Below are 20,135 nucleotides of genomic sequence, written 5' to 3' on the forward strand. Positions count from 1 at the left end.
CTATCAAGCCAAGAAATGACGAAAACCCCCTCCCGAAGGAGAGGGTTTTCAAGAATGTCTCGACACATTTGTCAACGATGTCCCGACACATCACATGGCGGAGACGGCGGGATTTGAACCCGCGGTCCCCTTACGAGGACTCCACCTTAGCAGGGTGGTGCACTAGGCCGAACTATGCGACGTCTCCATGAGCGACCGACGAGCGAGCGCACGGGCTTAATCATAACCGGCAAACCGCCAACGACCGAATTGAGCACATCAGTTCGCGACGGAACAGGTCTGATCCAGGGCCGTCTGCCCCTGGAGGCCTTCGATCACATCCGTCGTCGGCGTCGGCTGCGGGGTCGCGCCAGGGGTGGCCGGTGGCGTGGTGGGTGCAGTCGCTGGTGGCGGAGTCGTCGGGGTCGGCGTACCCGGGACCGCATCGACGCCGAAGCGGTTCACAGTGGGATCGGGCAGAAACGGCACGTCCGCGGCGATACGGTCGAACAACTCCTCGGCCAGTCCCGCGAGCGGGACGACACGATTCGGGTTGGTCGGATCGTCCACGACGGGGTACTGAACCAGGTTGAGTTTGTCGAGGTCGATGGTCTGCAGCGTGCGCGCCATCGCGACCATGCGCGTCAGGCTCGTCAGCGACGTCGACAGCCGCACGTGCTTCGCGGCGACCTGCGCGAGTGAGTAGAGCTTGGTCACATCCGTGAGCGTGTCGTTGCTCTTGATCGTCCTCACCAGCGATGAGATGTACTGCTGCTGGCTGGCGATCCGCGACAGGTCGCTTCCGTCGCCGACACCGTGGCGGGTTCGCAGGAACGCGAGTGCGGTCTGGCCTGAGATCACGCTGGTTCCTGCGGGCAGGTCGAGGGCAGAGAAGGGGTCGTCGATCGGGGCGGTGAGGCAGACGGGAACGCCGCCGACGGCATCCGTCATGCGCACGACGGACTCGAACGACATCTGTGCGGCGTACTCGATGTCGAGGCCGGTCAAGTCGGATATCGTCGCGACCACGCAGGCCAGGCCACCGCGCTGGAGCGCGGTGTTGAGCGGCTGGGCCAGCAGGGCGTTGTGGGGCTCGCCGGTTTCAGGGTCGGTGCACGGCGGGTGCGGGACGATGAGGTCGCGGGGAAAGCTGACCACGACCGCCGAGGAGTGATCCTCGGCCACATGCAGAAGCATGTTGACGTCGTTGAGCGTGACGTCGCGGGTTCCGTAGGCGTTCTTGTCCTGGCTCTCGTCGTTGTCCGCTCCGACGACGAGGAGGTTGAATCCGCCCTCCAACGCGTCGATGTCGGGCACGTCCGGCACGGGAGTGCTGGTGTCGTCGGGTCGGCTGATGTCGACCGCGTTCGACGTGACGTTCGAGGCCAGGTCCCAGACCACCCACGTGGCAACGGATGCTCCGCTCACGAGCACGACGGCCAGTGCGATCGCGAGTCCACGAAGCAGCGTGGCGATCGCGCCGTGGCGCGGCTGGCGGCCATGGTGCATGGCACGCTGCGCTGGCCTCGAGCTTTTCACAGAGCAACTCTAGGGCGCTGGGCGAGAAGCGGAATCCCCCCAGGGAGGGACGTTAGTCGTTGCCCTTCGAGCAGGTGTAATCCCCGGCGGTCTGGCCCTGGACGGATGAGTCGAGGACGACACCTGGGGTGGCTTCCGGCGTCGGAGTACCTGTTCCATCCGGCGCGGGGCTCGCCTCGGTGGTCGGGGGAACGGTCTCCTCCGGCGCGGGGGTCGCTTCGACTGGAGCGTTCGGGTCGAGGACGGATCCGGGTCCGGTCTCACCGCTGAGCGACAGCGGTTCATCGTCGGCGAGTGCTTCGAACAGCTCAGCCGCGGGAGTCTTGAGGGGGAGGACGCCCTCGTAGCCGTTGATGTCGCCGTACTCGGTCGGGTACTGGGCGAAGACAACCTGCTCGAGCGGAATGTCCTTGAGCGCCAGGGCGATCGACACCATCGTGTTGACGTTCGACAGGCTCGTCGACAGCGTCATGTTGCTCGCCGCCGCCTTGGCGATGCCGAAGAGCTTGGCTGGGTCGGTCAGCGTCTCGCCGCTCTTCAGCGTGCGCACGAGTGACGAGAGGAACACCTGCTGGTTGCTGATGCGCCCGAGGTCGCTGCCGTCGCCGACGCCATGGCGGGTGCGGAGGAACTGCAGCGCGGCCATGCCCTGAAGCGTGTGGGTACCCGCGTCGAGGTAGGTCTGGGTGTAATCGTCGTCGATCGGCTCCGCGACACAGACGTCGACGCCGCCGACGGCGTTCGACAGTTCGATGACCCCGTTGAACTGCACTTCAGCCGCGAACGGAATCTTCAGTCCGGTGAGTTTCTCTACGGTCAGCACCGTGCAGGCCAGGCCACCGAAGGAGAGCGTCGTGTTGATCTTCTGCGCCGCCATGGCGTCGTAGGTGCCGCCGTCTTCTTTCGGGCAGGACGGGATCGCCACGAACATGTCACGGGGAAAACTGACGACCGTCGCCGACGTGTGGTCCTCAGAGATGTGCAGGAGCATCGTGACGTCGTTGAGCTTGGCTGTTTCTTTCTCGACGTCACCGAAAACGGCATCCTGGCCCTGTCGGCTGTCGCTCCCCACGAGAAGCAGGTTGACGCCACCTTCGATGGCGTCGATGTTCGGCACCGCGGCACCGGGTGTTTCGTTCGCGAGGGAGACCGACGGGGCGACGCTCGACGTGATGTCCCACACGGCGTACGCGGCGATCGCGGATCCGCTGACCAGAACCACGGCGAGGACCGCGGAGATGAATCTCGCGATCGCTCCTGCCGTCGTCGAGGTGCGAAGCCTTCCGTGCCTGGCGGTCGGCGAGGATCGCCGGGGGCGGCGGACGGGTTCGCTCACGCAACGTTCCTTTCGCGGCAGGCAGGTGAAGAGGTAAAGAGATGGCGGAGGGCGTGGGATTCGAACCCACGAGACATTTCTGCCCACCAGTTTTCAAGACTGGCTCCATCGGCCGCTCGGACAGCCCTCCATGCACGCCGTTCTACGAACAGCAGGCAACGCTCGATTGTAGCCGATGAGGGCTCTTCCAGAGTGACAGGAACGCCTGACAGCAGCCTGTACGCCCGGGTCAGAGCGAGTGAAGGACCGCCACGAGGCCGTCGTCCTCGATGCTTCCGGTGACCTCGGTCGCTGCCGCTTTCACTTCGTCGGGGGCCTGCCCCATCGCGACGGCCCGGCCGCTTCGCCCGGCCCATTCGAACATTTCGATGTCGTTGCGCCCGTCTCCGACGGCCACGACCCGGTCGGCCGGAATGTCGAGCCACTTGCGAACACGCTCCAGGGCGGTCGACTTGTTGACACCGAGTGGGGCGATGTCGAGCCACGCGGTCCAGCCGATGGCGTAGGTGACGGAGTGCAGGCCCATCTTCTCGACGACGTCGAGAAAGTCGAGCTCGTCGTGTTCGGGCGAGACGACGACGACGCGGGTGACCGGTTCGGAGAGGAGGTGCTCGAACTCGACCTCTTCGGCGTTCTCGAGATTCCAGTCGGTCATGCCCTCGGTGTAGCGGCGGTAACCGCTCGGATACTCGACCATGTACCGGCCGTCGGCAAGGTGCGACCGGATCTTCGTCAGCACCTCCCGCGGGTTGAACGTCTCGATCAGGTGCCTGCGGTAGCCGGTGGGCTCCGCCTCATCACGCCGCATGATGAGCGCCCCGTTCGCGCAGACGACGTATTCGGGAGCGATGCCGAGCTGCTCGAGGACGTGGTCGGTGGTCTCCCAGCTGCGCCCGGTTGCGAGCATGAGGTGGTGACCGCGAACGGATGCCGTCTGCGCGGCGTCGATCACGGCATCCGACATCGTGCCGTCTTCGTTCAGCAGGGTCCCGTCGACGTCGAGGGCGACGAGAAGTCCGGTGTGGGTCACAGGGGCGACACGACCTCGAGCCCGCCGAGGTACGGGCGCAACGCTTCGGGGATCACGACCGAACCGTCGGCCTGCTGGTGGGTTTCGAGCAGGGCGACGAGCCACCGCGTGGTGGCGAGGGTGCCGTTGAGGGTGGCGACCGGTGTCGTCTTGCTGTCGTCGCCCGCGCGGTACCGGATGTTGAGGCGCCGCGCCTGGTACGTCGTGCAGTTGGAGGTGGAGGTGAGCTCGCGGTAGGCGTCCTGCGTGGGAACCCACGCCTCGACGTCGTACTTGCGGGCCGCACTCGAGCCCAGGTCGCCGGCGGCGGTGTCGATGACGCGGTAGCTCAGGCCGAGCGCCTGCAGCATGCCCTCCTGCCAGCCGAGCAGGCGGAGGTGCTCGGCTTCGGCCTCTTCCGGTGTTGTGTACACGAACATCTCGAGCTTGTTGAACTGGTGCACGCGGATGATCCCGCGGGTGTCGCGGCCGTAGGAGCCTGCTTCGCGGCGGTAACAGGTGGACCATCCGGCATACCGGATGGGGGCATCCGCCACGTCGATGATCTCGTCGGCGTGGTAGCCGGCGAGCGCCACCTCGCTCGTGCCGGTGAGGTAGAGGTCATCGGCGGGGAGGTAGTACACCTCATCAGCGTGGGCGCCGAGGAACCCGGTCCCAGCCATGATCTCGGGCTTCACGAGGGTCGGCGTGATCAGCGGGATGAACCCCTCGGTGAGGGCACGGTCGAGCGCCATGTTCATGATCGCGAGCTCGAGGCGGGCGCCGATGCCGCGCAGGTAGTAGAACCGGGCGCCGGACACCTTCGTGCCGCGCTGCATGTCGATCGCGCCGAGCAGTTCGCCGAGCTCGAGGTGGTCCTTCGCCTCGAAGTCGAAGGCGGGCTTCTCGCCCACCTCACGGAGGGTGATGAAGTCGTCTTCGCCGCCGGCAGGCACACCGTCGAGGATGGGGTTCTGGATGGCGCCGGCGATCTCGGTGAAGCGGGTCTCGGCATCCGTCACCTGCTGGTGGGCCCGCTTGACCTGCTCGGAGAGGCCCTTGACCTCGGCCAGCAGGGCGGGCTTCTCCTCTTTGGACGCTTTGGCGACGCGCTTGCCGAAGGCGTTTTGCTCGGCGCGGAGCTCCTCGAACGACGTGATCGCGGCACGACGCACGCGATCGGCGTCGAGGGCCTGGTCGACGAGGTCGACGGGCGATCGCCGGGCCTCCTGCGAACGCCTGATGAGGTCTGGATTTTCGCGGAGGAGCACTGGATCAATCACGCCTGCAAGTCTAACTGCGCACGGTACGGTTGCAGGTATGACTGAGCCCGGCCCGAAGCGCGCGGCGGTCGTGTACAACCCCACCCGCGTCACCGCCGCAACGCTGCGCGCCCTCATCGAGCCCGCAGCGGCAGACGCCGGCTGGGGCGAGACGCTCTGGTACGAGACGACGATGGCCGACCCGGGAAAGGAACTGACCCGCAGGGCGGTGCGCGCCGGGGCGTCGATGGTCTTCGCGGCGGGGGGCGACGGGACAGTCCGGTCTGTCGCCGAGGGCATCCGGGATTCGGGCGCGGCCCTCGCGCTCCTCCCCCTGGGAACAGCGAATCTCCTGGCGCGCAACCTCTACCTCCCTGTGGGTAATGTGCCCGACGCCATCGCGATCGCGTTCACCGGGCGCACACGGAACATCGACCTCGGCATCGCCACGCTCAGCCGGGTCGACGGCACGATCGAAGAGCACGGGTTCCTCGTCATGGCCGGGATGGGCATCGACGCAGACATCATGGCGAACACGAACGAGACCCTCAAGAAGACCGTGGGCTGGCTCGCGTACGTCGACGCCGGCATCCGGGTGATTCCGAATGCGGGTCCGTTCCGCATCCAGTACCAGCTCGACGACAAGCCCGTCCACACCGCCCACGTGTCGACGATCCTGTTCGGCAATTGCGGCACCCTCACCGGCGGGCTCGAGATGATGCCGGATGCCGTCGTCGACGACGGCCTGCTCGACGTCGCGGTGCTGCAGCCGAAGGGAACGCTGGGCTGGATCGACATCTGGCGCAAGCTGCGCTGGGAGAACGGGTTTCTGCGGCGGTCGAGCATCGGGCGGCAGATCATCCGGGTGACGTCGGGCAACGCGTCGACGATCACCTACCTGCGCTCGAGCGGCATCACCGTGTCGCTCGACAAACCCCGCGACGTGGAACTCGACGGCGACGGGTTCGGCGTGATCTCGGCTGTGCGTTTCTCGGCGGATGCCGGCGCGCTCGCCGTGCGCGTCCGGTAGCGGCGCTCACATCCCGCACGCTCAACAGGAACAATCGCGCCGTTCGCACCGTAAACAGGAAGAATCGGCCCCGTTGTGGACCCGGATCCTGTTGACCGTGCGGTGGCATACGAACGTGCCCGCGCACGCCCGTGACGAGGAACCTAGATGACGCCCTGGGCGAGCATCGCGTCCGCGACCTTGACGAACGCGGCCGTGTTCGCGCCGACGACATAGTCGCCGGGGCGGCCGTACTTGTCGGCGGCCTCATGCGCGGCGGCATGCACGCCGCGCATGATCTTGTGCAGGCGGTCCTCGCTGTCGCTGAAGGTCCAGCGCTGACGCGAGGCGTTCTGGCTCATCTCGAGGGCGCTCGTGGCGACACCACCGGCGTTCGCCGCCTTACCCGGCCCGAAGAGCACGCCCGACTGCTGGAACGCGTGGACCGCATCCGGGAAGCACGGCATGTTCGCGCCCTCCGCGACGGCCTGGACGCCGTTGCCGATGAGCGCCTTGGCGTCGGCCAGCGTGAGCTCGTTCTGCGTCGCGCTCGGCAGGGCGATCTGGCCGGGAACATCCCAGACACTGCCGCCGGAGATGAAACGGGCGGAGGCACGCCGCTCGGCGTACTCCGAGATCCGCAACCGCTCGACCCCCTTCACCTGCTTGAGCAGCTCGAGGTCGACACCCTTTTCATCGACGATGTACCCGGACGAATCGGATGCCGTGATGGCACGCCCGCCGAGCTGCTGAACCTTCTCGATGGCGTACGTGGCGACGTTCCCGGAGCCCGAGACGATGGCGGTCTTGCCGTCGATCGACGAACCCTTTGTCGCCAGCATCTCCTCGGTGAAGAAGACAGCGCCGTACCCGGTCGCCTCGGTCCGGACCTCGGCGCCGCCCCAGCCGGTCCCCTTGCCGGTGAACATGCCCGACTCGTGGCGGTTGGTGATCTTGCGGTACTGGCCGAAGAGGTACCCGATCTCGCGCGCGCCGACCCCGATGTCGCCTGCCGGAACGTCGGTGTGCTCGCCGAGGTGCCGGCCGAGCTCGTTCATGAAGCTCTGGCAGAAGCGCATGATCTCTGCCTCGCTCTTGCCGTGCGGGTCGAAGTCGCTGCCGCCTTTGGCGCCGCCGATGCCCTGGGCGGTGAGCGCGTTCTTGAAGATCTGCTCGAAGCCGAGGAACTTCATGATCGACAGGTTCACCGTCGGGTGGAAGCGCAGGCCGCCCTTGTACGGACCGAGCGCCGAGTTGAACTGCACCCGGAACCCACGGTTGACCTGCACCCGGTTGTTGTCGTCGGTCCACGGCACCCGGAACATGATCTGGCGCTCAGGCTCAACCAGCCGCTCGAGGATCCCTGCTTCGCCGTACTCCGGGTGCTCGGCGAGCGCCGGTTCGATCGACTCGAGCACTTCGTGCATGGCCTGGTGGAACTCCGGCTCTCCGGGGTTCCGCTGGACAGCGGCCTGATAGACGGAGGTGACGAACGCGGAAGGCATGGATGGTGAGGGCACTGGAGATCTTTCTGGGGGAGCGTGAAAACAAGCGAACGACGCTGAACGCAGGGAACGCGGGGCACCCGATTTCACGGATTCATCGGGGGCATGGCGCGCAGAAAGGCCCTGGTGAGGCCCCGGACAGTCTGACTTGCGAGGCGGCATCCGTCAATTTCCGGCAAGTGGATGCCGGTTGTTCCAGCGGGCCGCTGCCAGAAAGAGTGAGCCGATGATCAGGGCCAGTCCGGCGAAGGTGAGGACGCCGGTCGGCAACCACTGCCACGCTCCCCCCGGCGAGCCGAGCAGGGGCCCCTCGATGCCTCGCCATGACATCGACACGTTCCCGTCCTCCTCTTCGCGAATCTGATAGGCGCGGTCAGGAACCTCCACCCCCGTCGACAGGCTCTGCAGGATCAGCACCCGGCGGATGAAGCCGGCGTCATCGACGACTGACTCGACCATGCCCGCACGCTCAAGAATCCGGCGTTCCTCCGGCGTCAGCGTGACGGCGGCCGTGGCCGCGTCGCTGCGCAACTGGGCGTCGACGGCGGCGGCGACGACGCCGGAGACGAGGAGGAGGACGCCCAGGGCAGCAGCCAGGCCGGCGATGCCCCGGCGGCGAACGGAAGCCATCATCGGCCCGCCAGGCTCTCGCCTTCACTGCTCTCGAACTCGTCCTCGTCCAGCGCGCGGCGGGGACGCCACCGGTGCGCAACGAAGAAGAGCTCGCCCAGCAGCGTCAGCACTCCGGCCAGGGTCAGCAGGGGCGCCAGCCCCCACGCCAGCTGCGAGGCGATCATCGCCTCCTGCATCTCTTCGTCTGACACTCCGTCCCCGAACATTTGGCCACCATAGGTCTGGCTCACCGCCCAGCGGAAGGCACCGATTCCGACGACGACGAGCGCGATCCCGGCGACCGTGAGAGCGACGAGATACGGGTTCCGCCAGGGCGACGCCGGCAACTCCGGTTCCCCGGACGTCCCGGCGGTCGACTCCTCGAACTCCGGTCCGGACAACACCGCACCGGCCTCAGCAGAGTCCCGCGCAGCGGGCGCGGGAGGGATGCGCCGCACGGTGGGCGGAACGGGGACGCGCTCGACCGGCCCGGTCTCCGCCGAGACGGGGCTCTCGTCCGCATCGTCGGCGGCTGGATCGAATCCGCGCTGGAATTCGGGGCTGTAGCGAGGGTCGAAACCTGCGCCGTCCATCCGATGCTCCTTCGCCGATATGTCTGGAGCCTAGCGAACCGTGCGGGTCACGGCGAGTGCTCAGGCGCCGGGTTCGCCCGTGATCAATCCGCGCAACCAGTCGCGCGCGTCGGCGAACACATCATCGGAGTACTTCGGGTCGAACGTGATCGACGCCTTGTCCGCCCGCGGATACGACCCGAGGAACATCACGCCAGGGCTGAACCGGCGCACGCCGAGCAGGGCATCGGCGACCCGTTCGTCCCGGATGTGCCCGTCGGCGTCGATGATGAAGCGGTATCGGCCGAGTTCGTCGCCGATGGGACGCGACTCGATCAGGCTCATGTTGACCCCACGGGTGGAGAATTGCTCGAGCAGCTCGAGCAGAGCACCCGGGCGATCCACCGGCAGTTCGGCGATGAGGCTGGTCTTGTCGGCGCCCGTCGGCTCGGGCAACTCGGTTGTCTTGCTGACCAGAAGAAAGCGCGTGACCGCGTTCGGGTTGTCGCCGATGTTCTCGGCGAGCACGTCGAGGTCGTAGTGGCCGACGATCCCGGGCGGCGCGATCGCGGCATCCGCAAGGTCGTTCTCGAGAAGTGCGGATGCCGCGGCCACGTTGCTGGTGGCGGGGATGTGCCCATGCTCGGGCAGGGTGGCATCGACCCACAGGTGGCACTGCGCGTATGCGACAGGGTGGGCGTTGATCACTTTGACGTCGGCGAGGGCGGTACCTCGGCGCGCGACGAGCACGAAATTCACCGGCACGAGGTATTCACCGATGATCCGGAGGCCCGGCATCGTGGCCAGGGCGTCCTGGGCGACGGAGACCCCGCCTTCGATCGAGTTCTCGATGGCGATGACGGCCGCATCGCTGCGTCCCTCGATCACGTCGTCGAGCGCCTCACCCACATTGTTGACCGACCGCCAGTTCTGGCCGACCGCCTCAGGCACCTGGGCGAGGGCGGCCTCGGTGAAGGTGCCGCGGGGGCCCAGGTAGCTGTAGGTACGGAGTGGGGGGCGGGATTCTGCCATGGTTGTGAGCCTACTGGTCCGACCCGAAAGGGGAGTGTGCCCGGGGGCCCCCGACCAGTAGAGTAATTAGAGTCTGCCCACTTGTGTCTTCGCTGGTGGGAGCGACATTCGGGCGTCGTGGGACTGAGGGTGGAACTCGGTGGGATTCTGGGGGGTAGCCAGGGGGACGGTGTTGCACCGTGTTTCCCCGGTTTGGCATGCCTTCGGAGGGGCAGCAACCGCACTCGCCATCGGCGTCGCCGCGTTCGGCCTCGTGCCCGATCCCAGGGCCACGAACGACTCGCCCGTGCCGGTCGTCGCCGCGGAGCCGGTGGCCTCGACCGGCCCCGGATTCGCTGCGCAATACGCCGGACGCGCGTCCGCCGCCGCCGACAGGCTCACCACCCTTCCTCCCGCGCAGGTGGCGGCACTGTGGCGGGACCTGCCCCAGCACTTCGTCAGCGAGCTCATCGAGCAACGGCCGGATGTCGTCGGCAACCTCGAAGGCGCCCGGTACACCGACCGCGACGACGCAAACATCCGGCGCCTGACCACGGTGAAGGAAGAAGCCCTGGCCGCCGAGCAACTGGCGCTCTCGGAGCTTCGCTCGCCGTCGTCGCGCGGGTCGTCCGCGTTGACGGCCGCCGAGGCATCCGCTCGCGTCGAGGCCGTCGAGGTCCTGCTCGCGCTGTTCACGGACGCACCGTCGAAAGACCGCTACCTGCTCAGCCTCGACCCCTCGGTCGACGGGCCGCCGCTCGCCGCGATCGCCGTCGGGAACCTTGACTCAGCCCTGTACGCGACCTACTTCGTGCCCGGCATGAACAGCAACGTGCTCCAGGCCGAAGACCTCCTGCGGGGCGTCACGCGCATCCAGCAGGCCTCGGCCGACAGCGCCGCGGTGCTGTGGCTCGGGTACGAAAGCCCCGGGCCGGTCGAGACGGTGTCGACGGCTCGCGCGGAAGCGGGCGCCGTGCTGCTCAGTGCGGCCCTCGGCGGCTACGACGCGTATCGCACCGCTGTCGGCCTGCAGTCGGAACTGACCGTGCTCGCGCACTCCTACGGTTCGACGACCGCAGCCATCGCGCTGGCCGACGCCGAGTACTCGGTCGACTCGTTCGTGATGATCGGCTCGGCCGGTGTCCCTCCGTCGATCAGCCTCGACGACCTCCACGTCCCGTCCGACCGCGTTTTCGCGTCAGAGGCGACAGCCGACGACATCGCCGCCAAAGGCCAGTTCTGGTCGGGACGAGCCAATCCGGCGTCGATCGAGTGGGGCGCCCGCCTGTTCAGCAGCAACGGAACCACCCTCGCCGACGGAACCATCCTCGCCGCGGTCCGCGCCCACGACGTCGTCGGCGCCGATGACGAAACCGATCAGGAGAAGTACCTGGGCGACGGAACCGAGAGCCTGTACGGCATCCGCAAGATCGTAACCGGCCAGCCGTACGACATCACCCCCGTCGCCCCGGCTCCATCGACGGACTCCACGATCCTGGCCTCGGCCGCGGGGTAATTCCCTGACGAAGTCGCGGAGCTTGATGCCACAATGGGGGCATGACTGACCGCGCAGGAACCCCAGCAGCTGAGTCCGACCTGATCGACGTCCCGGCCCTCCTCGAGGCGTATTTCGCTTTGAAGCCCGACGTGTCGATCCCCGAGCAACGAGTGGTGTTCGGCACCTCCGGCCATCGCGGCTCCTCCCTCAACACCGCATTCAACGAACACCACATCGCCGCGACGACGCAGGCGATCGTCGAATACCGGGCCGACCAGGGCATCACCGGTCCCCTGTTCATCGGGTCAGACACCCACGCGCTCAGCCATCCCGCCCAGACCACCGCCCTCAAGGTGCTCGTCGGCAACGACGTGCGGGTGCTCGTCGACGAGTACGACGACTACGTCCCCACCCCGGCGCTGAGCCACGCCATCCTCACCTGGAACAACTCGGGCGCTGAAGAGCAGGCCGACGGCATCGTCGTCACGCCGAGCCACAACCCGCCGGCGGACGGCGGCTTCAAGTACAACCCGCCGCACGGTGGTCCCGCCGACAGCGACGCGACGAGCTGGATCGCGAACCGGGCCAACGAGATCATCGAAGCCGGCCTTCTCGACGTGAAGATGGCAGAACCGAGCGCGGTCGAGACGTATGACTTCCGCAGCAAATATGTCGAGGACCTCGGCTCCATCATCGACATGGATGCCATTCAGCGGTCGGGCATCCGGATCGGCGCCGACCCGCTCGGCGGGGCGAGCGTCCACTACTGGCAGGCGATCGCCGAGCGGTACGACCTGAACCTCACCGTGGTGAACCCGCTCACCGACCCCACCTGGCGGTTCATGACGCTCGACTGGGACGGCAAGATCCGCATGGATCCGTCGTCGCCCTCGGCGATGGCATCCGTTCTCGCGCACAAGGACGACTACGACATCCTCACCGGCAACGACGCCGACGCCGACCGGCACGGCATCGTCACGCCGGACGGCGGGCTGATGAACCCCAACCACTTCCTCGCCGTGGCGATCGACTACCTGTACCGCAACCGGTCAGGCTGGGGGGCGGATGCTGCGATCGGCAAGACGCTCGTCTCCAGTTCGATCATCGACAAGGTGGCCGAGTCGCTCGACCGGCGGCTCGACGAGGTCCCCGTGGGGTTCAAGTGGTTCGTGCCGGGGCTCGTCGACGGCTCGGTCGGCTTCGGCGGCGAGGAGAGCGCAGGGGCGAGCTTCCTGCGCAAGGACGGCACGGTCTGGACCACCGACAAGGACGGCATCCTGCTCTGCCTGCTCGCCGCTGAGATCCTCGCCGTGACCGGCAAGACGCCGTCGCAGCTGTACCGGGAGCTGACCGAGAAGTTCGGCGACCCGGTCTACGAACGCGTCGACGCTGCGGCGACTCCGGCGCAGAAGGCGGCGCTCGGCAAGCTCGACGGTGCCGCCATTCCGGCCACCGAGCTGGCCGGCGACCCGATCGTCGCGAAGCTCAGCAAGGCGCCGGGCAACGGAGCGGCCGTGGGCGGCGTGAAGGTCGTCACCGAGAACGCCTGGTTCGCGGCCCGGCCGAGCGGCACCGAGGACGTCTACAAGATCTACGCTGAGTCGTTCAAGGGGCCGGAGCACCTCAAGCAGGTGCAGGCCGAGGCGAAGCTGATCGTGGATGCGGCGCTCGGCGGGTAGCTCGCAGAGCTTCGACCGGACTGACGCTCCCGAAATCGACAGATCCTCCTGCTGAGCGTCCACGACGGGCGATTTGCCCTGTCGAACGGCGGGCTACAGCCCCAGCTTCGTGAGCTCGGCGTCCATCCGCTCCGCGATTTCGGTGTGCCCGGCGTCGTTGGGGTGGATGCCGTCCGGGGCCATCCACTCGGGGTGTCCCTCGAGCCAGCGTGACGCACCCGGGATGTAGTCCGCGCCGACGTCCGCCGCGGCATCCGACACCCAGCCGATGATCGTGTCGACGGACGCCGGCCGCTCGTCGGTGTACCAGAACGGCTCGACGACGACGAGGCGGGCATCGGGAAGCTCATCGGCGAAGGTGTCCAGGTCGTCGCGGATCGCCGACTCGATCGCTTCGGCTTCGCCCGGCATCGAGAAGTTGTCGTTGAGGCCCATGGTGACGAGCACGATGTCGGGATCCTCGGCGACGATGAGCTCCACCAGGTCGTCCGGGAGCAGACTGCGGTTGTTAACGAAGCCGAGCCCGTCGACGCTCGGGTTCACTTCAGCCCAGCCCCGGTCTTTCGAGAGCTGCGTCGACCACCGAAACTCCGGGTCGCTCACCCCGGTGCCGCGCGTGTACGAGTCGCCATAGAAAGCAGCGACCGGTTGTCCGGGGTCCCGGGATGCTCCCAGGCCGCTGTCGGGCACGGCCGCGGAACACCCGGCGAGGGCGACGGTCGCGAGCGCGACAGCGATCAAAGACCGGTGTGCTGTGGATGCCGCCATCGGGATTTCTCCGGTCGGGAAGGGCGCCGAAGCGCCTTATGCGGGGATGCTCCAGAACCAGGCGGTTCCGCCCGGGTGCTCGACGTTGAGGACGTTGTCGAGGTCGCGGTAGTCGCCATCGAGGTTGTGGCTCACGAAGGCAATCTTCGTGACGCCGTCGACGACCTTCACACTCGACACGAGCATCACGTGGTCAGGGGTGTTGTTCAGGTTCCAGTCGAACATGCCGATGTCGCCCACCTTCACCTGGTCGCGCTGGTCGAGGGTGAGCCTGGTCAGGCCGAGGCTTGCGTCGCTCGCGAGCCACTTCTCCATCGCAGGCACGTAACCCCACTCCGGGCTCCAGTCGGAGATCGTGGCGGCGGCGTTCCGGTTGAACCAGGTGTCGTTCTGTGCCCAGCCGCGCTGGATCAGGGTCTGGCTGACGAAGTTGGCGCAGTCGCCGCCGACCGGGTTCAGGTTGCCCCACTGGGCCGAGTTGTAATCCTTCCAGTGCTTCAGCGCGTACTGCATCTGCGCGTCCACGCCGGTTTCCACCGCGTAGGCGAAGTTCAGCGGCGTCGGTTGCGGCACCGTCTCGCTCCCGCTGGCGACGACGATGGCGGCAGCCGCCGGCTGGTAGTGCAGGGCGGCAGGTGCGACCGCGGTGACCGAGCCGTCTTCGGCGACGGTCACGTCCGTGGCGGGGACACCGCCGATGGTGACGTCCGTGACATCCGCGAGCCCGGTGCCGGTCAGGGTGAGCGTGGTGCCGCCGGAGACCGATCCGGATGCCGGCGACACGGCGGTCACTGCGGGGGCCTCGGCGACCTCGGCGGGCGTGGAGGTGCTGCTCGGCTGCGGCCGTGCGTCCGCTGTCGGCGCCGGGGCGGGCGCCGCGGAGCATCCGGCCCACAGAAGAGCCGAGCTCGCCAGGAGAACCGCCGCTGTCATGCGCCGACGGCGGACCCGGGGGCTGACTGGTCTGCGGGCGCTACTCGGCACGGTACATCCTTCGAAAAACTGCGGTGAATCTCCATGGTAGGCGACGGATGTGAACGGATCCTGATGACGCGGCGGAAACCCGCCCGGCCGCGAGTCGCAGGCTTTGCAGGGGTGCGGTGGCCGCGAAACCACAACATAGTCAGCACCGGGCGGGGCTCAAGAGGCACAATAGAGGAATACCCCGCGGCGTCGGGCCCTTGAGAGAAGGGGACGCCCGGACCCGGCGCGAAACACGGGCGAACGTCCCTGGGCGTTCCCCGCCGTGCCCCGAAAAACAGATCGTGAGTTGTGCAATGCCCCACCCGACCGGAACGACAACGGAGCTGGCCGCACCGCTGGCCGACGCCGAGGTTCTGCTTCTGCGCCGCGACTTTCCGGCCCTCGCGCAGCAGGTCAACGGACACGACCTCGTCTACCTCGACTCCGGCGCGACCTCGCAGAAGCCGGTGAGCGTGCTCGACGCTGAACGCTCGTTCTACGAGCGCGAGAACTCCGCCGTGCACCGCGGCGCCCACACCCTCGCGGCGAACGCCACCGAACTCTTCGAAAACGCCCGGGCCACGGTCGCCCGCTTCGTCGGCGCGCGCGAGAACGAAATCGTCTGGACCTCGAACGCCACCGAAGGCCTCAACCTGGTCGCCTACGGCATGTCGAACGCGAGCATCGGTCGAGGCGGGGCGGATGCCGCGCGCTTCGTCCTGCGCGCAGGCGACGAGATCCTCACCACCGAGGGCGAGCACCACGCCAACCTCGTGCCCTGGCAGGAACTCGCCGCCCGCACCGGCGCGACTCTCCGTCACATCCCCGTCGCCGACGACGGCACCCTGCGGATGGAGGAGGCCGAGCGGCTGATCACCGACCGGACGAAGCTGGTCACGTTCACCCATGTCTCCAACGTCACGGGCGTGATCAACCCGGTCGAAGACCTCGTCCGCCTGGCCCACGCCGTCGGGGCGCTCGTCGTGCTCGACGCCTGCCAGTCGGCACCGCACAAGGCGCTCGACCTGAAAGCGCTCGACGTCGACTTCGCCGTGTTCTCGGGCCACAAGATGCTCGCGCCCACGGGGATCGGTGTGCTCTACGGCCGGGCGGAACTGCTCGACGCGCTGCCTCCCTTCCTCACCGGCGGATCGATGATCACGACCGTGACGCTCGAGGCATCCGGTTACCTGCCCGCTCCGCAGCGCTTCGAAGCCGGCACCCAGAAGGTGTCGCAGGCGATCGCCCTCGCCGCCGCCGTCGATTACCTCTCGGCCGTGGGCATGGACCGGATCGGCGACTGGGAGGCGGAGCTCGGCGCCCGCCTCGTCGACGGGTTCAGTGCGATCCCGGGCGTGCGGGTGCTCGGCCCGGCGGCCGGCATTCACCGCGCCGGGCTCGTGAGTGTCGACGTCGACGGTGTGCACGCGCATGACGTCGGCCAGTTCCTCGACGACCGCGGCATCGCTGTGCGCGTTGGGCACCACTGCGCCCAGCCGCTGCACCGTCGCTTCGGGGTGACCGCGTCGACCCGCGCGAGCGCTTACCTGTACAACACCACCGGCGACGTGGATGCCGTCATCGAAGGCATGGCCGCCGTGCGCGCCTTCTTCGGGGTGACCTCATGAGCGGCGACCTCGCTGGGCTGTACCAGCAGGTGATCCTCGACCACTCGCGCGAGAAGCACGGGTTCGGGCTCGCTCCGACCGCGGATGCGTCAAGCCACCAGCTCAACCCCACCTGCGGCGACGAGCTCACCCTGCAGCTGCATCTCGCCGACGGGGTGATCGGCTCGGTGACGTGGGAGGGCGCCGGATGTTCCATCTCGATGGCATCCGCGTCGCTGCTTCATGACCTGGCACCGGGTCTCACGCTCGCCGAGGCACGGGAGCGGATCGCCCTGTTCCGGGAACTGATGCAGTCGCGCGGCGCCGGCGTCGATGACGAGGATGAGCTGCTCGGCGACGCCATCGTGCTCGAGGGCGTCTCGAAGTACGTCGCCCGAGTGAAGTGCGCGATGCTCGCCTGGGTCGCCCTCGAGGCGGACCTGGGGCAGCTCGACGCCCAGCGCTGAGCGTGCATGCTCAACCGGAGAATCTGGCCCCGCCGCACGCCCAACAGGACAACTGGGCCGGTTCCGAAGGCAGCGCCCTGTTGAGCGTCGAACGGATGCCGTTCAGCTGAGCGCCGGCACGACCTCAGCGGCGAGGAACTCGAGGTGGTCGAGGTCACTGAGGTCGAGAATCTGCAGGTACGCGGTCTCGACACCGTCGTCCTGCAGCGCGCCGAGGCGGTCCACGATCTCCGACGCCGTCCCGGCAAGCCCGTTCTCGCGCAACTCCGCCGGTTCGCGGCCGATCCCCGCCGCCCGCCGCACGTATTCCGCCTCGTCCGCGCCGCCGGCCGTCACGAACGCCGCCGAGTAGACCAGCTCGTTCGGGTCGCGCTCGATCGCCTCACAGGCCGCACGCACCCCGGCGAACTTCCCGGCGATCTCGTCGAACGGGAGGAACGGGAGGTTGAACTCGGTGGCGAATCGGGCGGCGAGGGCTGGCGTGCGCCTGGCCCCTCCGCCACCGACGATGATGGGCAGCTGCGACTGCACCGGCTTCGGCAGCGCCGGTGAGTCGGTGAGCGTGTAGTGCCTGCCGGAGAACGAATAGGTGTCGCCGACCGGTGTGCCGAACAGACCGGTGACGATCTCCAGTTGTTCCTCGAGCATCCCGAATCGCTTCGGCGGGAAGGGTATGCCGTATGCGGCATGCTCTTCTTCGAACCACCCGGTACCGAGCCCGAGTTCGACCCGGCCGTTCGACATGGCGTCGACCTGGGCCACCTGGATGGCAAGAATCCCGGGCGCACGATAGGTAACACTCGTCACGAGGGTTCCGAGACGGATGCTCGTGGTCTCGCGGGCAAGGCCGGCCAGCGTCGTCCACGCGTCGGTCGGTCCCGGAAGTCCCGAGAAGTGGTCGCCCATCAGCAGGTAGTGGTCGCTGCGGAAGAACGCGTCGAACCCGAGCCGCTCAGAGGCCTGCGCGACCGCGAGGAGGTCGTCGTAGCTCGCGCCCTGCTGCGGCTCGGTGAAGATTCGGAATTTCACAGGTGGGGTGCCTCCTCGGGTTGGGGGTCGATGTGCCAGTCGACGGGGATGCCGGCCAGCCGCTTCTGCATCACGGTGATCGCTTCGGGGTTCTGGTCGATGAGCACGAACTGACGACCCAGCGCGGCAGCCACCGCGCCGGTCGTGCCGCTGCCGGCGAAGAAGTCGAGCACCCGGTCGCCTTCACGGCTGGATGCCTGGATGATCCGCCGGAGCACGCCCACCGGTTTCTGGGTCGGGTACCCGGTCTTTTCCTTCCCGGTCGGCGAGACGATGGTGTGCCACCAGACGTCGGTCGGCAGTTTGCCGCGCTCCGCCTTCTCGGGGGTGACCAGGCCGGGCGCCATGTAGGGCTCGCGATCGACAGCATCCGAGTTGAAGTAGTAGCGTTTCGGATTCTTCACGTAGACGAGGATCGTGTCGTGCTTTGTGGGCCACCGGCTCTTCGACTTGGCGCCGTAGTCGTATGCCCAGATGAGTTCGTTGAGGAACGAACTGCGCCCGAAGATCGCATCGAGGAGAACCTTGGCGTAGTGGGCCTCACGGTAGTCAAGGTGCAGGTAGAGGGTGCCGTCGTCGGCCAGGAGCCGCCACGCCTCGAGCAACCGCGGTTCGAGGAACGCCCAGTAGTCGTCGAAGGCGTCGTCGTAGCGCTTCAGCGCGCCACGGATGCGGTCGTAGCTCTGCCCCTTGAAACCGACGGTGCCCCCGGAGCCGGGCTCCGCCCGGACGCTGCTCGTCTCGTGGCGCTGCTGCTCCCGCCCGGTGTTGAACGGCGGGTCGATGTAGATGAGTGTGAACGACTCGTCGGGCAGTGTCGGGAGGATGTCGAGGTTGTCGCCGAAGTAGACGGTGCCAGGGTAGACGGTGCCGGGGTAGACGGTGCCGGAATAGACGTCGCCGGCGGGAGCGGCAACCGGCACCTCCACTTCCACCGGAATCGAGATCGAGATCGTTCCGTCGAGGATGCTGCCCAGCCCGTCTCCGGGGATGGGCGCCGGCGCCGGGATCCGCGTCTCGCGGTCGCGTTCGATCTGGGCCACGTGCCTGGTGGGGGCGAAGACCTCATCGAACACGCCGAGGGCGCCGCCGGTGGTGGTGCCGCTCGGGCGCTTCCGCTTGCGCGCCTTGGGGGTGAACTCCGCCGGCAGCTTCTCGTCGGGAGCCAGGTCGTCGCTCACGGAACCCGATTCAGCCAGGTGTCCGAGGCGAACTTCGACTCGGCGAGGAGTTCTGCCGCGGCATATTCCTCGGGCGTTATGTTCCCCGGATCCGCCCCGGTGAGGCTGATGAACGTGTCCTTCATCCGCTCGATGATCTCCGCCCGGCTGAGCCCGGTCTGACTGCGCAGTGGGTCGACGCGCTTGGCTGCCGACTTCGTCCCCTTGTCGCTGAGCTTCTCCCGGCCGATGCGCAGCACCCGCGCCATGAGCTCGCCGTCCATGTCGTAGCTCATCGTCACGTGATGCAGAACCGCCCCGTTTCCGAGGCGTTTCTGGGCGGCGCCGCCGATCTTGCCCGCGGGACTCGTGATGTCGTTGAGCGGCTGGTAACTCGCGTCGATGCCGAGGGACTGCAGTGCGATGAGGACCCAGTCGTCGAGGTACGCGTAGCTGTCGGCGAAGGTCATGCCCTGCACGAGCTCGGCGGGCACGTAGAGCGAGTAGGTGATCACCTGACCCTTCTTCATGAGCATCGCCCCGCCGCCGGAGATCCGGCGGACCACCTCGAAACCGTTCTGCTCGGCCTGGTCGAGGTCGACCTCGTTCTTCACCGACTGGAAGCTGCCGAGCACGACGGCAGACTCGTCCCATTCCCAGATCCGCAGGGTGGGACCGCGGCGCCCCGCGCCGACCTCGGCCGTGAGGACCTCGTCCAGCGCCAGGTGAACGCGCGGTGGAACAGCCGCCGAGTGGATCAACTGCCAGTCGAAATCCTTCCAGTCCGCTGCTCCGGCGAGCGACCGGCGGATCGCCGTGCCGACCGCCTCGGGGCTGAAACCGAGCAGCGTCGCATCGGCAGGAAGCGCGCGACGGATCGCGGATGCCAGCGACGAGGCATCCGTTTCGGCCGGAAGCCCGTTGACCGCACGGTTGATGTCGTCGAGGGCTGAATCCGGTTCGAGGAAGAAGTCTCCGGCGAGCCTGAAGTTCGTGATCCGGCCGTCGACGACGTCGAGGTCGACCACGACGAGTTTTCCGCCGGGGACCTTGTACTCACCATGCATGCGTTCAGCCTAGTCTCGGCCGTGCGGGGCGGGATCAGTGCGGTGGGGAGCCGGGCGGTCTGG

The 20,135-nt window shown here is 67.5% G+C and carries 18 protein-coding genes and 2 tRNA genes; 5 read left to right on the forward strand and 15 right to left on the reverse strand.

Annotated elements, in window-relative coordinates; translation table 11 throughout:
- Positions 1–95: 95 nt before the first annotated feature.
- The 6 genes from ABIE24_RS04765 to serS form a co-directional block, all read right to left on the reverse strand.
- Positions 96–187: transfer RNA gene (locus ABIE24_RS04765), tRNA-Ser, on the reverse strand.
- A 71-nt stretch (positions 188–258) separates the two neighbouring features.
- Positions 259–1,518: an LCP family protein gene (locus ABIE24_RS04770; RefSeq protein WP_354497333.1), complete on the reverse strand. Its 1,260-nt coding sequence runs from the start codon at positions 1,516–1,518 to the stop codon at positions 259–261.
- Positions 1,519–1,570: 52 nt separating this feature from the next.
- On the reverse strand, positions 1,571–2,854 hold the full coding sequence (locus tag ABIE24_RS04775; RefSeq protein WP_354497335.1) for an LCP family protein: 1,284 nt from the start codon (positions 2,852–2,854) through the stop codon (positions 1,571–1,573).
- A 42-nt stretch (positions 2,855–2,896) separates the two neighbouring features.
- Positions 2,897–2,984 (reverse strand) — tRNA-Ser (locus ABIE24_RS04780).
- Between the two features lie 99 nt (positions 2,985–3,083).
- Positions 3,084–3,884 (reverse strand): HAD family hydrolase, encoded by an 801-nt coding sequence (locus tag ABIE24_RS04785; RefSeq protein ID WP_354497337.1) that lies wholly within the window; start codon positions 3,882–3,884, stop codon positions 3,084–3,086.
- Positions 3,881–5,146, reverse strand: coding sequence for a serine--tRNA ligase (serS, locus tag ABIE24_RS04790; RefSeq protein WP_354497339.1), 1,266 nt, complete (start codon positions 5,144–5,146; stop codon positions 3,881–3,883). Before serS ends, ABIE24_RS04785 begins: the two co-directional genes overlap by 4 nt.
- Positions 5,147–5,183: 37 nt before the next feature.
- Here serS and ABIE24_RS04795 point away from each other — a divergent pair, with 37 nt between their 5' ends.
- On the forward strand, positions 5,184–6,155 hold the full coding sequence (locus ABIE24_RS04795) for a diacylglycerol/lipid kinase family protein (protein ID WP_354497341.1): 972 nt from the start codon (positions 5,184–5,186) through the stop codon (positions 6,153–6,155).
- A 143-nt stretch (positions 6,156–6,298) separates the two neighbouring features.
- On the opposite strand, the gene gdhA is transcribed toward ABIE24_RS04795, so the two are convergent.
- The 4 genes from gdhA to pheA form a co-directional block, all read right to left on the reverse strand.
- Positions 6,299–7,639 carry an NADP-specific glutamate dehydrogenase gene (gene gdhA, locus ABIE24_RS04800; protein WP_354497343.1) on the reverse strand — a complete coding sequence of 447 codons (1,341 nt, stop codon included), beginning with the start codon at positions 7,637–7,639 and terminating at the stop codon, positions 6,299–6,301.
- Between the two features lie 165 nt (positions 7,640–7,804).
- Positions 7,805–8,272, reverse strand: a complete 468-nt coding sequence (locus ABIE24_RS04805; protein ID WP_354497345.1) for a hypothetical protein — start codon at positions 8,270–8,272, stop codon at positions 7,805–7,807.
- Positions 8,269–8,844 (reverse strand): hypothetical protein, encoded by a 576-nt coding sequence (locus ABIE24_RS04810; RefSeq protein WP_354497347.1) that lies wholly within the window; start codon positions 8,842–8,844, stop codon positions 8,269–8,271. Before ABIE24_RS04810 ends, ABIE24_RS04805 begins: the two co-directional genes overlap by 4 nt.
- 60 nt (positions 8,845–8,904) lie before the next feature.
- Positions 8,905–9,855, reverse strand: coding sequence for a prephenate dehydratase (gene pheA, locus ABIE24_RS04815; protein ID WP_354497348.1), 951 nt, complete (start codon positions 9,853–9,855; stop codon positions 8,905–8,907).
- A gap of 172 nt (positions 9,856–10,027) precedes the next feature.
- On the opposite strand from pheA, the gene ABIE24_RS04820 reads away from it, so the two are divergent.
- Together ABIE24_RS04820 and pgm are read left to right on the forward strand one after the other, a co-directional pair.
- The gene (locus tag ABIE24_RS04820; RefSeq protein ID WP_354497349.1) at positions 10,028–11,350 is read left to right on the forward strand and encodes an alpha/beta hydrolase; all 1,323 of its coding nucleotides are present in this window, start codon (positions 10,028–10,030) and stop codon (positions 11,348–11,350) included.
- Positions 11,351–11,391: 41 nt separating this feature from the next.
- Positions 11,392–13,011, forward strand: a complete 1,620-nt coding sequence (pgm, locus tag ABIE24_RS04825) for a phosphoglucomutase (alpha-D-glucose-1,6-bisphosphate-dependent) (protein ID WP_354497351.1) — start codon at positions 11,392–11,394, stop codon at positions 13,009–13,011.
- 93 nt (positions 13,012–13,104) lie between these two features.
- Here pgm and ABIE24_RS04830 read toward each other — a convergent pair whose 3' ends face one another.
- A complete protein-coding gene (locus tag ABIE24_RS04830; RefSeq protein ID WP_354497352.1) occupies positions 13,105–13,779 on the reverse strand; it encodes an SGNH/GDSL hydrolase family protein in 675 nt (224 codons plus the stop codon).
- Positions 13,780–13,815: 36 nt separating this feature from the next.
- Positions 13,816–14,763, reverse strand: a complete 948-nt coding sequence (locus ABIE24_RS04835) for an amidase domain-containing protein (RefSeq protein WP_354497354.1) — start codon at positions 14,761–14,763, stop codon at positions 13,816–13,818.
- Positions 14,764–15,056: 293 nt separating this feature from the next.
- Between ABIE24_RS04835 and ABIE24_RS04840 the strand changes: the two genes are divergently transcribed.
- Together ABIE24_RS04840 and sufU are read left to right on the forward strand one after the other, a co-directional pair.
- Positions 15,057–16,370 carry a cysteine desulfurase gene (locus tag ABIE24_RS04840; protein ID WP_354497356.1) on the forward strand — a complete coding sequence of 438 codons (1,314 nt, stop codon included), beginning with the start codon at positions 15,057–15,059 and terminating at the stop codon, positions 16,368–16,370.
- Positions 16,367–16,816 carry a Fe-S cluster assembly sulfur transfer protein SufU gene (sufU, locus tag ABIE24_RS04845; protein WP_354497358.1) on the forward strand — a complete coding sequence of 150 codons (450 nt, stop codon included), beginning with the start codon at positions 16,367–16,369 and terminating at the stop codon, positions 16,814–16,816. Before ABIE24_RS04840 ends, sufU begins: the two co-directional genes overlap by 4 nt.
- Before the next feature lie 102 nt (positions 16,817–16,918).
- Here sufU and ABIE24_RS04850 read toward each other — a convergent pair whose 3' ends face one another.
- The 3 genes from ABIE24_RS04850 to lplAB form a co-directional block, all read right to left on the reverse strand.
- Complete coding sequence (locus ABIE24_RS04850) at positions 16,919–17,845, reverse strand: LLM class F420-dependent oxidoreductase (RefSeq protein ID WP_354497359.1); 927 nt, start codon at positions 17,843–17,845, stop codon at positions 16,919–16,921.
- Positions 17,842–18,855, reverse strand: coding sequence for a DNA-methyltransferase (locus ABIE24_RS04855; protein WP_502916249.1), 1,014 nt, complete (start codon positions 18,853–18,855; stop codon positions 17,842–17,844). The genes ABIE24_RS04850 and ABIE24_RS04855 overlap by 4 nt, the downstream gene beginning before the upstream one ends.
- A gap of 167 nt (positions 18,856–19,022) precedes the next feature.
- Positions 19,023–20,072 (reverse strand): lipoate-protein ligase LplAB, encoded by a 1,050-nt coding sequence (gene lplAB / locus ABIE24_RS04860; RefSeq protein ID WP_354497361.1) that lies wholly within the window; start codon positions 20,070–20,072, stop codon positions 19,023–19,025.
- Positions 20,073–20,135: the final 63 nt, after the last annotated feature.

Origin of the sequence: Mycetocola sp. 2940 (assembly GCF_040548835.1) — a bacterium.
Lineage (GTDB): Bacteria > Actinomycetota > Actinomycetes > Actinomycetales > Microbacteriaceae > Mycetocola_A.